This is a genomic window from Chloracidobacterium sp. (genome assembly GCA_015075585.1).
Taxonomy (GTDB): Bacteria; Acidobacteriota; Blastocatellia; order Pyrinomonadales; family Pyrinomonadaceae; genus OLB17.
Genome location: JABTUB010000001.1, coordinates 1,330,258 through 1,345,063 on the forward strand (window position 1 = coordinate 1,330,258; position 14,806 = coordinate 1,345,063).

The following is a 14,806-nucleotide window of genomic DNA, read 5'->3' on the forward strand; positions in this document are numbered from 1 at the left end:
TCGAAAAAATACACCGCGTTTCAGAGCGAGTTCTCGACAAGGTCAAGGAGTGTTCGGACTGCAACGCCCGTAGGCCCCTTCGACATATGTGACTTGCCGTTGTCATTCCAAGCGGTCCCGGCGATATCGAGATGTGCCCACTTTGCCTTGTCAATAAATTCCTGAATGAATACCGCGCCCATTATCGTGCCAGCTTTGCCGCGCGGGCCGATGTTCTTCACATCGGCGATGTCCGAGCGGATCATTTTACTGTATTCGCTGCTGACGGGTAGCTGCCAGAAGCCCTCGCCATTAGCCTTGCCCATTTCGATGATCCGATCCATAAGGCCTTGATCGTTGCCCATGATACCCGTATTCAGATCGCCGAGAGCGATGATCACCGCTCCGGTAAGTGTCGCCATATCAACGATATGCGTGGCTCCCTGCTTCTCAGCATAAGCGACGGCATCGGCCAGGACGAGGCGGCCTTCGGCGTCGGTATTGAGGATCTCGATTGTCTTGCCGTTCATCGCCGTAACGACGTCGCTTGGCCTTGACGCACCGCCGTCAGGCATATTCTCGACAGCGGCGACGACTCCGATCACGGGCCTGCCGGGCTTCAGCAAAGCGATCGCGCGCATGGTGCCGAGAACGGTCGCACCGCCCGACATGTCGTATTTCATCGCGTCCATTCCGTCGCCCGGCTTGAGAGAAATGCCGCCGGTGTCGAATGTGATGCCCTTACCGACCAATGCGAGAAGTTCGCCGTTCTTGGCGGTATTCTTTGCCGGAGTGTAACGGAGCACGATCATCTGTGCAGGTTGCGACGAGCCTTTTGAGACGCTCATCAGTGAGCCCATACCCATTTTCGTCATTCGTGCTTCGTCCAGGATCTCGCATTTGAGGCCGACCTCTTTTGCCATTGCCTGCGCCCGCTTTGCCATTTCGATCGGAAAAAGTATGTTCGGCGGTTCATTCGCGAGTTCACGTGTGAAGTTCATCGAACTGCCGATAGCTTCGCCGCGCGTGATGCCTGCTTTAACATCGGCAAGTTTTGCACCGTCAACACATATCGTAAACGAATCAACTGACTTCTTGTTCTTATCTTTTGTCTTGTATTTATCAAGCTCGAACTGACTTGTGATAAAGCCCGAGACGGCGTTTTGAGCTATCGAGGATGCTGTGCCTTTGGATCGCGACAGCAGTGCAAAGCTCTTTACATTGCGGGTGCGAAGGAAGCGTGTTGCGGTCCCGGCGGTTGTGAATACGGATGATGCTTCGAAGTCGCTCTCGTTGCCGACGCCTACCAGCAGGAGCCGCGACGCCTTGACCGCTCCCTTAGGAGTAAAGCGTATAAGGGCTGTTGAGCCGGCATCACCTTTGAATTCCTCGTTCTTAAATATATCGGCCACGAGGCCGCCGGTGAGTTTGTCGAACTCCTTTAGAGTTGCGGAAGAGGCTTTTTCAGCCTTGAAAACAGGTACGGCAAGTGCTTCGACATTTGCCTCGGTAAATTTGGAAGTTATTGCTTGAAGTTTCATTAAATTCCCCTAAATCGTACTAACTGAATCAAAAAAAGCTTATCTACCTATAACTTATCTTGCGACTCGTTTCAACTCACTTCGGGTCTCTTTTTCGATGGTGCGCCGCATTTCTGTCTCACGTTTGTCGTATAGTTTCTTACCTTTAGCGACGCCGATCTCGAATTTGATACGGCCGCTCTTCCAGTAGATCCTCGTTATGACAAGAGTCATACCTTTGATGGTGGTCTCTTTCTGCAGCTTTGCGATCTCACGGCGATGCAGCAGCAATTTTCGTTCGCGCAAAGGGTCGTGATTATTGATGTTCCCGTGTGAATAATGCGAAATATGGGCACCGATAAGCCATACCTCACCGTTCTTTATCTGTACGAACGACTCCTTCAGCTGGATGCGGCCGGCCATGATGCTTTTCACTTCGGTACCCAAAAGGACGGCTCCGGCCTCGAATTTATCGAGGATATGATACTCGTGATAGGCGAGCCGGTTATTCACAATGTCTTTCTCTTGGGTCATAGCAAGCATTCAATTCTAGCAAAAGTGATCGAATTGCGGCATATACGGCGGTTCATTACGACGAATGAGAGCCATAGCATCGTACGGATCGCATATCGGAAGCCTACGCGCAGCCTTTGACGTATATGCGTTTGACACTTTTACACGGGCTTCGTAAATTATTAAGGACGCTGGGAGATCGTCTAATGGTAGGACTGCAGTCTCTGGATCTGCCTATCGGGGTTCGAATCCCTGTCTCCCAGCCATTTTTCTTATGAACGGCTGGCATGAGACCGAAATCCGGGTTCGTTATGCCGAAACGGATCAGATGGGCATCGCTCATCACTCGAATTATCTTATATGGTTCGAGGCCGGCCGAAGCGACCTCTGCCGCGCTCGCGGATTTTCCTATAAAGAGATGGAGGAGTCTGACGACGCGCTCCTCGTGGTAGCCGAAGCATACGTTCGATATAAGTCGCCCGCGTTTTACGAAGATCTGTTGACGATTCGCGTTCGTGTAAGCGAGGTGCGCAGCCGTAGCGTGCGATTCCTTTATCAGGTATATCGTGCCGGCGACGGTGCGATCCTCGCGGAAGGCGAGACGAATCATCTGGTTACGGACAGGAATAAGGTCATTAAACGCCTTCCCGACCACTATCGCGAGTTGCTGTCGTGTGAGCAGTAGCCCGCCGTTAATAGCCGGATCACACGCTTTTGCCATTCGGCTTGAATGCGAGCCGCATTGTCTATAAACTCAAAGCATGCCCGGGATCGGCCGTTCAGAAGCTATTTTTATTGCGGCAATGATGGTGCTCATTCTTATAATGTGCGTCGTTGCCGTTTATTATTTCGTTAAGACGTACAAGAGGGAAATGCGGGAAAAAGAAGAACGTCTTGCAAAGAAAAGGGCCGAAAACGCCGTGAAACAAACCGCGAACGACGATCAATAATGCCGCACGCAAACATCCTTGATCCTTACAAATCCGCGCTGATCGTAGTTGATCTCCAAGAGGCATTTCGCTCAGCGGTGCCGCACTTTGAACGGATAGCGCGCCGGGCTGCGGTCGCAGTGCAAGGATTCAGGCTGCTTGACCTGCCGGTGATCGTTACCGAACAGTATCCGAAAGGCCTCGGAGCGACCGCAACGGAAATATCCGAGGTGTGTGATGCATCGTGCCGCGTCTTTGAAAAGACGGTGTTCAGCTCATGCGGAGCGGATGGTTTTGTCGAAGCCCTGCGCGGTTACGGCGTTAAACAAGCCGTTCTCTGCGGGGTTGAGACACATGTTTGCGTTGAACAAACCGCGCACGACCTTTTGGATCGCGGAATTCAAGTTCACCTGCTGCTAGATGCCGTCGGCTCACGTTCGAAGCAGAACCGTAAGGCCGGCATTGCAAAGATGCAGGCCTCGGGGGTAATTGCCTCATCGGTCGAGATGGCGCTTTTTGAGCTTATGCGGGACGCAAAGCACGATAAATTCAAGCAAATACAGGCACTTATTAAATAGGCCGCAAGCTTTCAAATGGATCTACTTTCGAGTCTGAATGAACAACAGGCCGAAGCTGTCAAGCAAACCGATGGCCCGCTGTTGATAATCGCCGGTGCCGGTTCCGGCAAAACGCGTGTCATCACGGTACGTATCGCGTATCTAATTGCGGAGAAAGGAGTTGCTCCTCACAATATCCTTGCGGTAACGTTCACAAATAAGGCGGCGGGCGAGATGCGGGCACGTGTCGAAAGCCTTTTGAAAGGCGAAAGGCTGCAGTCCGCACCGCTGATCTCGACCTTTCACAGTTTTTGCGTGCGGATACTTCGACAGGATATCGAGAAACTCGAAGAAGGCTACACCCGAAACTTCACCATCTACGACGCGGACGACTCGACCAAGGTGATCCGCGCGTGCATACGAGATCTTGGTCTTGACGAGAAAAAGCTTCAGCCGCGCAGCGTTCGCAATATCATCAGCGCGGCAAAGAACCGTGGTGAGGATGCGGAGCAATACGCAGCGAAGATCGAGTACGGCGATGACAAGAAGGCCTCTATCGCTAAGGCATTTAGGATGTATGACGAACGCCTGCATAAGGCGAACGCTCTTGATTTCGACGACCTCCTGATAAAGACCGTCAAACTGCTTGAACGCTCGCCGGATACACGCGAAAAATATAACGACCGCTACAAGTACATCCTCGTTGACGAATTTCAAGATACTAATACGCTGCAGCTCTCGCTTATAAGATCGCTTACCGAGAAGCAGGAGAATATATGCGTTGTCGGCGATGATGCCCAGAGCATCTACGGGTTTCGGCAGGCAGATATTCGGAACATTCTTGACTTCGAACAGCACTATCCGACCGCCAAGCTGATAATGCTTGAGCAGAATTACCGTTCGACGCAGACGATACTCGATGCCGCGGATGCGATCATCAAGAACAACATCGATCAGAAGAAGAAAAAACTCTGGACATCGAACCCGAGCGGTGAACGCGTGTTCTACTGTCAGGCATACGACGGCGATGCTGAGGCGAGGTTCGTCGCCGGCAGGATCGAGGAGCACTTCCGCCGTGATCCGAGCGAGCGGATCGCTGTGCTCTATCGCACCAATGCGCAGTCGCGGCTTTTCGAAGAAGCCTTGCGGCGGCTCAGGATACCTTACAACATAGTCGGCGGCTTCTCATTCTACGAGCGTGCCGAGGTAAAGGACATAATTGCGTATCTCAAACTTGCGATGAACCCGAGCGACGATATCGCTCTGCTGCGCGTCATCAATACACCGCCGCGGGGCATCGGAAAGACGAGTTTGGATGAATTGCAGCGACAAGCGAACACTGCCGGCACCTCGCTTTGGAATACGATCATTGACATCGCGGACGATACGATCGTTTCCGAAGTGCGGCTCACACCGAGGGCGAAAGAGGCATTGCGGGCCTTTCGGCGAACGCTCGAATCACTGATAAGCAAAGCGGAAAATGCCGTATCGCTCGAACGGCCGGTTTCGGACATTGTCGTTGCCGCGATCGAAGATACGGGCTACGCCGACACTCTGCGGGCAGAGGGCGGCGATGAGGCGGCGTCGCGGCTTGAGAACCTGGAAGAATTGGTCAACGCGGCGGTTGACTATGACCGACAGGCTGAGAACGGACTTCGCGATTTTATCGACCATGCGGCGCTTACGTCCGACACTGACCGATATGACTCAGAGGCTGCGGTAACGCTGATGACCGTCCATTCGGCGAAAGGACTTGAGTTTCCGATCGTGTTTCTGGTCGGCCTCGAGGACGGCATTTTTCCGCATTCGCGTTCATTTGACGATAGAAAAGAGCTTGAAGAAGAGCGACGCCTGGCTTACGTTGCGATAACCCGTGCCGAGAAGCTGCTTTACATCACGCATGCGATGCGGCGCCGGACATACGGCCAAGACCTTACGTCCGAGCCGTCGCAATTCCTGAATGAACTGCCGCATGAGCTGATCGAAGATCTCTCGGCAGGCTCGTCATGGCTGAAATACGCACGGAGTGCGACGGCTGCCGCTGCCGGCATTTCGACAGCTGCGGATCCGAAGCCAAAGAAGCCCTATACGGGCAAGACCTATAATAATGCCGATGCGATAGCGGAATTTTTCAAAGAGCGTTCGATACCGGCTAAAACGACGGAGCCGCCAAAGGCCCGCACACCGTTGGACAACTTGCGCTCAGCGGGTTCGGGTGCTCGTTCGGGTTCTGACGGCATCGTTCCGGGCAGCCATGTCCAGCACGAAAAGTACGGTCGCGGGCTTGTGCTCAGGCGTGAGGGAAATGGCGAAATGGCAAAACTCACGATAAGCTTTCCGGGTTACGGCCAGAAGAAGTTGATCGAGAAATACGCTAAACTGCAAAAACTCTAGGAGTTGCGCGTCAATATAAAGAAAAGGAGTGTCGATAGACCATAAAAATGAAGAATATTACTGCGCTGTTCATTGTTCTTGCGGCTATGTCGCTCGTGGTATTGGGCTGCAGTTGGATAAATCCGCTTGCTGACAAAGGCGTAGGTCCGCAGTCGGAGAAACGATCATCCGACGGCAAGACGACGTCAGACAACCGGCCGCTCGGTGATGAGCGGATAGGCGTGCCCGAGTGCGACGAGGTAATGGATATGTTGACGGCCGAAACGAACAGCCCGGACGACAATTTCGTTACAAAGGCTTTCAAAGCCACTTTCTTTAACAAGATCCGCGAAACCATCCGCCAAGCTGTCGAAGACAGCAAGAAAGACAACACCAACGGAGCCGCCGATCTTGCAAAGACCTGTCGCGACCTGAAGCAGCAGCTCGAAAAATTCAAGGCAGAGGAAAAGGATAAAGAAAACTAGCAGAGCGGCCGCGCGAACGGTGCGCGGCACGTTGCAGTTTTCTCGCTCACACATCGGCTGCCGGTTCATTGGCCATCGCTGTTATTTATAACAGCGGCGGCCATTTCCGCTTGTGTTCGTGCCGGCAGACACAAAAATTTTCTATTGACTATTTCTACCGGCGGGCGTAGCGTAGGGGAATAACGATATAGAACAAGGACGCCTCACCGATGTCCACTTTTCAAAAGAAACTCGAAATCCTCGCCGGTCGTGACCGCCCGGAGACGCGGCTCTTATTGGCAGCTTTGCTGTCGCTTGTTTGCGGGGTCCATGTGACGGCGCAAGACGAGCCGATAAAGGTTGACACTTTGCTTGTCAGCGTGTCGGTTACCGTTTTAGATCGCAATGGTGCGTACGTCGGAGATCTACAACAGAAAGACTTTTCAATTTTCGAGAACGGCATCGAGCAGCCTATTGCGTATTTTGAGGCAGTCGAGCGCCCCATAACTGTATTCCTGGTCCTAGACATAAGCGGATCGATGTCACGAGTATTAGATCGGGTCACTAATGGCGCCAACGAATTGGTTGCCTCTCTTCGGCCGGATGATCTTATCGGAGCGTATGCTTTCTCCGACCATATGTGGGAGTTGTCAAAACTTGGAAAGACATCCCGGCTCGCAAACAAGCATATTAAGCTACGGATGGACGGATTGCCCGCTGATACTATGGTTTATGACGCGGTTGATCAAGCACTCAAAAAGGCCAAGAGATCAGGGCGTCGTACCGCGATCGTGTTATTCTCCGACGGTCTCGGGGTTAATTTTGAGTCGAATAAGAAGGAGAATCTCCGAGATGCTCAGGAAACTACTGCGATTATCTTTACGATCAGTTTTGATACGATGCCCAAGTCTCGGCTCCAAGGCGAATCTGAGAAGCGTTTTGACAAACGGCTTAAGGAGTCAGCTGACGCATTGCAGTATCTACGTGATCTAGCTGAGACGACTGGCGGCCGGTCGTTCTCAGCTGAAAGCGGTGAGGAGATCGAAGACTTTTTTCGCGAGATCGGGATGGAACTTAGGCAAGAATATAGTTTAGGTTATTATCCTTCGGATACGGGACGAAAAGGTGAAAGACGGAAGATCGCGGTAAAAGTGGATGTACCGGGAGCCGTTGTTCGCTCAAGGAAGGAGGTCGTCTATCAATAGGTCGGCGATCTGCAGCGATCAATCCTGTTTTTTTGGCAGATTTCCCAACGGATCGGAATGTGATGGTCTTTCTTCGGCATACAATCATTCTTTTTCTTGTAGCCGTCATCGCACCTATATGCAGTGCGCAGGATGATGTTGTTAAGGTACGCACAGACCTTACGGTGGTGTCTTTGAGCGTGAATGACCGCGATGGGCGATACATTGCGGGCCTCGATAAGGACGATTTTAAGGTCTTCGAGAACGGTACAGAACAGCACGTCGAATTTTGTGAGCGGGTCGATACGCCGTTCACCGTCCTTTTCTTGTTTGATACAAGCCGCTCGATGCGCGACTACCTACCTGCTGTTGTCAATGCGGCAAATTCTTTTACATCCCGACTGCGCCCCGAAGATACCATCGCTGCCGCTAATTTTGAGGATGACGCAAAGATCCATATGCTCCTCGAACCAACAAAGCGTCAGGATTTTACGAAATTTGTTGATGTTGTCGGGTCCGACAAAGACCGTCTGTTCACAACTACATTCGACGCCGTGGAAAAGGGATTGGGGTACCTCAAAGCCATTCAGGGGAAAAAGGCGCTGATCCTGTTTTCCGACGGTGAAATGTACGGACGTCATGCATCGGCAAAGAGCAATCTGCGAGATGCCGAGGAGCAGGAAGCTGTGATCTACACGCTCCGATTCGGTGAGTATTCTCATTCCGATCCGGAGTTTTTCAATGTCTTTATCGATCAGTTTGGAACGCATTACGAGAGTCCGCCGGGAGGCATCGGCGAAAAAGCGATCGAGAAAGTGAAGAAGCGTGTAAGCCTTTATATGAATGGCTTGGCCGAGCGAACCGGCGGCCGAGCCTACAAGATAGTTACCGTCGACGACCTTAAGGAGACTTTCCGTTCCATTGCGGAAGAACTTGGCACAACTTACAGACTCGGCTATACGCCGATCGACGTCCCAAAAGACGGCGAGAGAAGAACGATATCGGTTAAGGTGAACGTTCCAAATGCCGCTGTTCGGTCCCGAAAAGAAGTCGTATATCGGCGTGCGGACTAGGGCGTAGACGCGAATTCGCTAACGATCAAATGGTAACTGTCATGAAAGTTAACCTGCCATTGCGAATTTTCATAACGTGGCTATTTGGGGTGCTCTTATTTGCAACGTACGTTCGTTCACAGGATGTTATCCGAGTCGAAACAAACCTTGTTCAAGTTCCCGTAATCGTTACCAGTCGCGATGGAAGGTATGTTCCAGGGCTCACGAAAGACAATTTTCAGATCATTGAGGATGGGAAAGTCCAAGCGATCGACGGTTTCTCACCGGTTGACGAGCCGATCACGGTTTACCTAATGCTCGATACCAGCGGGTCGATGGTGTCATACATGAGCCAACTTGCTCAGGCAACAGGCGTCTTTTTGAATACGCTTAGACCGGACGATCACATTTATCTGAGCATCTTTGCCGACGGACAGACAGTCTTGCTTAAGAACAAGAAAATCGCTGATCTTCTAGCAAAGAATCTGGTGCTTAAGATCCGGCCGCTCGATAGCAGGGCAACATACGTTTATGATGCCGTAGATGAATCGATCAAAACGCTGATGAACACAAAGGGCCGCAAGGCGATAGTTTTGTTTAGCGATGCGCTCAGCGATAGCCACAAGGTCTCCGCCGCCGATAGTATTCGCACGGCCGAGGAGCAGGATGCTCTTATTTACACGGTCCGTTTCGGTGATGTTTCTATTAAGCCTGAGTGGGCAGCTGCACGCGGTGTGCAAGACCAAATCGCGCGGAGCGGCTATGCGGTCCTGGACCAGAAAGGCGTTGAAGACATTATGCCATGGTGGGATATCGAGGCGACCGGCGACGGAAAACTCAAAGGCGGTGAACTGGCCGATCAGATAAAACGGGTCAAGGGTTACATGGATGCTCTTGCGGCGAAAACCGGCGGTAACAGCTTTGAGATCGATAAGATAGACGATCTTGCCGAAGTGTTCAAGCTCATTACGCTCGAATTGCGACGCCATTACACGTTGAGCTATTACGCGGACCCCTCGACCGGGCCGGATAAGCGGAAGATCCAGGTCAAGGTGAATGTCCCTGATGCCGCCGTCAGGGCGAAGAAGGAGATCGTGATCCCCCATCGGCCATAGGCCGCCGTACCTCGCTCGAACAGCGGCGAAATAACTTCCGTCTTGCCTTGACACGATCTTAGGAAATTCATATCATCTAAAGTTTCGGACTTTGGGTCTGGTGTGTCCATCGTATGATGGACGGATATTTGAGAGTTGAAGCAAGGATTGTAGCGTAAAACGCGGCCATCTCCGGTTGCGGGCTAAATTGGTAAATGCCGCACTGATCGCGGCTTCCCGCAAGTGCCACGCCACAGCAAAGTGACAACGCTCAGTATTTGGAACAATTAATTAAACCTTGATCAGCGAGAGCTGCTTGAGCTAACTGCCGGACAGGTTCCGTGCAAGAGTCAGGTAAGACGTTAGTTTTGCCTTTGAGCGATATACAAAGGCTGATTTGAGCTTATGCCGACAATCAATCAATTAGTTCGTAAAGGACGCAAGGCCGTCCAATACAAGACCGCAAGCCCCGCACTGCAGGCAAACCCGCAAAAGCGAGGTGTCTGTACGCGTGTTTATACATCGACGCCGAAGAAGCCGAACTCGGCGCTTCGCAAGGTCGCACGTGTCCGCCTGACCAATCAGATCGAAGTTACGACCTATATTCCGGGCATCGGCCACAATCTGCAGGAGCACTCGATCGTGCTGATCCGCGGCGGCCGTGTCAAGGACCTGCCGGGCGTTCGTTATCACGTTGTGCGCGGTACGCTTGACGCATCGGGCGTTGCGAATCGTAATCAGGCACGTTCCAAGTACGGAGCAAAACGGCCCAAGGGAGCAAAGTAAGTTATGCCAAGACGTAGAGTTGCAGGAAAGAGGGAAGTTCTGCCCGACCCGATCTATAACAGCATCGCGGTAACAAAGTTCATTAACGGCCTGATGTGGCAGGGCAAGAAAACCGTTGCAGAACAGATCTTTTACAGGGCGATGGAAAAGATCGGCGAAAAGACGGGCGAAGAAGCGATAAAGGTCTTTAAGAAGGCTCTCGACGCCGTTGCCCCCGCTCTTGAGGTCAAATCACGCCGTATCGGCGGTGCGACATATCAAGTGCCGCTCGAGGTCTCGCGTGACAGACGCAACACGCTTGCGATCCGCTGGATCATCTCGAATGCCCGCAACCGCAGCGAGAAAACGATGGAAGACAGGCTCGTCGGCGAACTGCTCGATACTCAATCCGGCCGCGGCGGTGCTCTTAAGAAGAAAGAGGATGTGCACAGAATGGCGGAGGCGAATAAGGCCTTTGCCCACTATAGATTTTAGTTGGCCGCTCACGGCCGGCCCTCTTTGTTGAGGGGTTTCGTCAGCCGGTGAGCGGAAATTTGCTATGGCAAATATCACATTAGACAAATTCAGGAACATCGGCATCATGGCCCACATTGATGCGGGAAAGACGACGACCACCGAGCGCGTTCTTTTCTACACAGGTGTTTCTCACAAGATCGGTGAGACGCATGAAGGCACTGCGACCATGGACTGGATGGAGCAGGAGCAGGAACGCGGCATCACTATTACCTCGGCTGCGACGACGTGTTTTTGGACCCGCAACGGTGTCGAACACCGCATTAATATCATCGATACGCCCGGCCACGTCGATTTTACGATGGAGGTCGAGCGTTCACTTCGCGTTCTCGATGGTGCGGTCGCTGTCTTTGACGGCGTCGCGGGCGTTGAGCCTCAGTCGGAAACGGTTTGGCGTCAGGCCGATAAATACGGCGTCCCGCGCATTTGCTTTATCAATAAGCTCGATCGTGCGGGAGCATCCTTCGAGCGGAGCTTTCAGTCCATCCTTGATCGGCTCGGTGCCAATGCGGTGGCTCTTCAGCTGCCTATCGGCGTCGAAGAACATCTTCGCGGCGTCGTCGATCTGATCGAGATGAAAGGCCTTCTGTGGAAGGACGAGACGAAAGGAGCTCAATACGAGGTCGTTGACATACCTGCCGAGCTGCTCGATCAGGCCAAAGAATGGCATGACAAGCTTGTGGAACAGGTTTCGAGCCTGGACGATGATCTGATGATGAAGTACCTCGAAGGCGAGGAGATCACGTCCGACGAGATCCGCAAGGCTCTCCGCAGGGGCACGATCGATCTTAAGATCGTTCCGGTCGTCTGCGGCTCAGCATTCAAGAACAAGGGCGTTCAGACACTGCTCGATGCGGTGGTCGATTTCCTGCCGAGCCCGCTTGATATCCCTGCGATCGAAGGCACTGATCCGAAGACGGACGAGGCCTTGACCCGTGCGGCAGATGCAAAGGCCCCGTTTTCGGGCCTCGTCTTTAAGCTTATGGCAGATAAGCACTTAGGCCAGCTCGCCTTTGTGCGTATCTATTCGGGAACGGTCAGTTCGGGTTCGTACGTTTATAACACGATCAAGAACTCCAAGGAGCGTGTCGGCCGCCTTATGATGATGCACGCGAATAAGCGTGAGGATGTCGAGCAGGCGAGTGCGGGTGAGATCGTTGCGATCGGCGGTATGAAGAACGTAACGACGGGTGACACCATTTCGGACGAGAAGGATAAGATCATTCTCGAATCGATGGAATTCCCCGATCCGGTCGTGCGTGTCGCGGTCGAGCCGAAAACGCGGGCCGATCAGGATAAGATGGGCGTCGCTCTAAATCGCCTTGCTCAGGAAGACCCTTCATTTCAGGTTTCGACCGACCACGAGACGGGTCAGACCATCATCGCCGGCATGGGCGAACTTCACCTTGAGATCATTGTCGATCGTATGAAGCGTGAGTTCGGTGTCGAGGCGAATGTCGGTAAGCCGCAGGTTGCGTATCGCGAGACGATCACGGTCCCGGCGCCCGGTAAAGAGGTGTTCAAGAAGCAGTCGGGCGGCCGCGGCCAGTTCGGCCACGTTGAGCTTGAGATCGAGCCTGCACCGGGCGAGGGGTTTGTCTTTGAAGATAAGATCACCGGCGGCGCTATTCCGCGACAGTTCATCAAGCCTGTTTCTGAAGGGATACAGGACGCGATGCGGCGCGGATTTCTCGCCGGATACGAGATCGTTGATGTTAGGGCAAAGCTTGTCTTCGGCTCCTATCACGAAGTTGACTCGGACGAACGATCGTTCCACATCGCGGGCAGCCTTGCGTTCCAAGACGCGGTCAAAAAGGCAAAGCCCGTGCTCCTGGAGCCGATAATGAAGGTCGAGGTTGTTACGCCAGAAGAATATATGGGCTCGGTCAACGGCGATCTTAACCGCCGGCGCGGTCAGATCGAGAAGATGGAGCCGCGTCCGGGCAATGTTTCGGTCGTAACGGCCTTCGTCCCGCTTTCAGAGATGTTTGGTTATACGACGGATCTTCGCTCGGCAACGCAGGGGCGGGCGACGTCGTCGATGCACTTTGAACGCTATGCAGAAGCTCCGCGTAACGTCGCTGAAGAGATCATTGCAAAGGTGAAGGGAGCGAGCAGCTAGGATATTTATTTAGATTTTGAGGTCTCAAGTCTGGGATCAGGAGAGAGTAAGAGATGAGCAAAGAGAAATTTGATCGGTCAAAGCCGCACGTGAACATCGGGACGATCGGGCACGTTGACCACGGGAAGACGACATTGACGGCAGCGATCACAAAGGTGATGTCGAAGCACAATCCGAAGATGGCGTTTCGGTCGTTCGATTCGATCGACAACGCACCTGAGGAGAAGGCGAGAGGTATCACGATCGCGACATCGCACGTTGAGTATGAGACTGCGAACAGGCATTACGCACACGTTGACTGTCCGGGGCACGCTGACTACGTGAAGAATATGATCACGGGAGCGGCACAGATGGACGGAGCGATCCTTGTGGTGGCGGCGACGGACGGGCCTATGCCGCAGACACGCGAGCACATCCTGCTTGCACGTCAGGTAGGTGTGCCTGCGATGGTCGTATTCATGAACAAGGTGGATATGGTCGATGACGCGGAGCTGCTTGAGCTTGTGGAGATGGAGATCAGAGAGCTTTTGTCGAGCTATGAGTTTCCGGGCGATGACATTCCTGTTGTGCAGGGCAGTGCGTTGAAAGCACTTGAAGGCGATGCAGCATGGGAGCCGAAGATCGACGAGTTGATGCAGGCGGTGGATGATTATATTCCGACCCCGACGCGCGAGACGGACAAGCCGTTCCTTATGCCTGTGGAAGATATCTTTACGATCCAGGGCCGCGGAACCGTGGCGACGGGAAGGATCGAGCGCGGTCAGATCAATGTCAACGAGCCTGTCGAGATCGTAGGTATCAAGGAGACGCGGAACAGCGTTGTTACCGGCGTCGAGATGTTCAAGAAGCTTCTTGATTCGGGAATGGCAGGCGACAACGTAGGGCTTCTTCTGCGCGGTGTTGACCGAAAGGAGATCGAGCGCGGACAGGTTATAGCCAAGCCGGGCACGATCACGCCGCATACGAAGTTCAAGGCCGAGGCGTATGTGCTGACAAAGGAAGAGGGCGGGCGTCACACGCCGTTCTTTACAGGCTATCGTCCGCAGTTCTATTTTCGGACAACGGACGTTACCGGAGTTGCACACTTGCCCGCCGGTGTCGAGATGGTGATGCCCGGCGACAACATCCAGATGGAGATCGAGCTGATCGCCCCGATCGCAATGGAGAAGGGGCTTCGCTTCGCGATCCGCGAAGGCGGCCGCACGGTCGGAGCGGGAACCGTTTCGGAGATCGTCGAGTAGTTGATGGTGATGAGTTGTGAGTGACGCACCAAAAACAGGGCGTCACTCATGACCAAAAGCTGAAGAATTATGTTGAACGAAAAGATCCGCATCAAATTAAAGGCTTATGATCACCGCGTTTTGGATCAGTCCACGGCGGAGATCGTAAATACTGCAAAACGCACCGGAGCAAGGATAGCGGGCCCGATCCCTCTTCCGACGGTGAAGAACAAGTGGACGGTGCTTCGTTCGCCGCACGTTGATAAGAAATCGCGTGAGCAGTTCGAGATCCGTACGCACAAGCGTTTGATGGATATTCTCGATCCGACCGCGGAGACGGTAGATGCTTTGATGAAGCTTGACCTTCCGGCCGGTGTGGATGTCGAGATCAAAGCGTTCGGAAAGAATTAACAGCGGCGTCCGCCGGGCGGCCCGCCATTCGTTTGCACGCAGGAATGCGGCATCGGCTCCGGCCCTTACAGGCCGAGGGCTGCTGGAAT

15 protein-coding genes and 1 tRNA gene are annotated in these 14,806 nt (G+C 53.2%); 14 read left to right on the top strand and 2 right to left on the bottom strand.

Features of this window, described 5'->3' with window-relative positions:
- Positions 1–20 precede the first annotated feature (20 nt).
- Positions 21–1,520 carry a leucyl aminopeptidase gene (locus HS105_06060; GenBank protein ID MBE7516154.1) on the bottom strand — a complete coding sequence of 500 codons (1,500 nt, stop codon included), beginning with the start codon at positions 1,518–1,520 and terminating at the stop codon, positions 21–23.
- 54 nt (positions 1,521–1,574) lie between these two features.
- Positions 1,575–2,042, bottom strand: coding sequence for an SsrA-binding protein SmpB (gene smpB / locus HS105_06065; protein MBE7516155.1), 468 nt, complete (start codon positions 2,040–2,042; stop codon positions 1,575–1,577).
- A 162-nt stretch (positions 2,043–2,204) separates the two neighbouring features.
- On the opposite strand from smpB, the gene HS105_06070 reads away from it, so the two are divergent.
- The 14 genes from HS105_06070 (at position 2,205) to rpsJ (ending at position 14,717) form a co-directional block, all read left to right on the top strand.
- Positions 2,205–2,278 (top strand) — tRNA-Gln (locus tag HS105_06070).
- A gap of 8 nt (positions 2,279–2,286) precedes the next feature.
- Complete coding sequence (locus HS105_06075; GenBank protein ID MBE7516156.1) at positions 2,287–2,697, top strand: acyl-CoA thioesterase; 411 nt, start codon at positions 2,287–2,289, stop codon at positions 2,695–2,697.
- Between the two features lie 118 nt (positions 2,698–2,815).
- Positions 2,816–2,962, top strand: coding sequence for a hypothetical protein (locus HS105_06080; protein MBE7516157.1), 147 nt, complete (start codon positions 2,816–2,818; stop codon positions 2,960–2,962).
- On the top strand, positions 2,962–3,519 hold the full coding sequence (locus HS105_06085) for a hydrolase (GenBank protein MBE7516158.1): 558 nt from the start codon (positions 2,962–2,964) through the stop codon (positions 3,517–3,519). The genes HS105_06080 and HS105_06085 overlap by 1 nt, the downstream gene beginning before the upstream one ends.
- 15 nt (positions 3,520–3,534) lie before the next feature.
- Complete coding sequence (locus HS105_06090) at positions 3,535–5,892, top strand: UvrD-helicase domain-containing protein (GenBank protein ID MBE7516159.1); 2,358 nt, start codon at positions 3,535–3,537, stop codon at positions 5,890–5,892.
- A 47-nt stretch (positions 5,893–5,939) separates the two neighbouring features.
- Positions 5,940–6,356 carry a hypothetical protein gene (locus HS105_06095; GenBank protein MBE7516160.1) on the top strand — a complete coding sequence of 139 codons (417 nt, stop codon included), beginning with the start codon at positions 5,940–5,942 and terminating at the stop codon, positions 6,354–6,356.
- A gap of 209 nt (positions 6,357–6,565) precedes the next feature.
- On the top strand, positions 6,566–7,540 hold the full coding sequence (locus HS105_06100) for a VWA domain-containing protein (protein ID MBE7516161.1): 975 nt from the start codon (positions 6,566–6,568) through the stop codon (positions 7,538–7,540).
- A gap of 32 nt (positions 7,541–7,572) precedes the next feature.
- Entirely contained in the window at positions 7,573–8,592 is a 1,020-nt protein-coding gene (locus HS105_06105) for a VWA domain-containing protein (GenBank protein ID MBE7516162.1), read from the top strand.
- Between the two features lie 41 nt (positions 8,593–8,633).
- On the top strand, positions 8,634–9,686 hold the full coding sequence (locus tag HS105_06110) for a VWA domain-containing protein (GenBank protein MBE7516163.1): 1,053 nt from the start codon (positions 8,634–8,636) through the stop codon (positions 9,684–9,686).
- Between the two features lie 384 nt (positions 9,687–10,070).
- Positions 10,071–10,451: a 30S ribosomal protein S12 gene (locus tag HS105_06115; protein ID MBE7516164.1), complete on the top strand. Its 381-nt coding sequence runs from the start codon at positions 10,071–10,073 to the stop codon at positions 10,449–10,451.
- 3 nt (positions 10,452–10,454) lie between these two features.
- Positions 10,455–10,925 carry a 30S ribosomal protein S7 gene (gene rpsG, locus HS105_06120; GenBank protein ID MBE7516165.1) on the top strand — a complete coding sequence of 157 codons (471 nt, stop codon included), beginning with the start codon at positions 10,455–10,457 and terminating at the stop codon, positions 10,923–10,925.
- A 64-nt stretch (positions 10,926–10,989) separates the two neighbouring features.
- Complete coding sequence (fusA, locus tag HS105_06125; protein MBE7516166.1) at positions 10,990–13,086, top strand: elongation factor G; 2,097 nt, start codon at positions 10,990–10,992, stop codon at positions 13,084–13,086.
- Between the two features lie 53 nt (positions 13,087–13,139).
- Entirely contained in the window at positions 13,140–14,327 is a 1,188-nt protein-coding gene (gene tuf, locus HS105_06130; protein ID MBE7516167.1) for an elongation factor Tu, read from the top strand.
- A gap of 69 nt (positions 14,328–14,396) precedes the next feature.
- On the top strand, positions 14,397–14,717 hold the full coding sequence (gene rpsJ / locus HS105_06135; protein ID MBE7516168.1) for a 30S ribosomal protein S10: 321 nt from the start codon (positions 14,397–14,399) through the stop codon (positions 14,715–14,717).
- Positions 14,718–14,806: the final 89 nt, after the last annotated feature.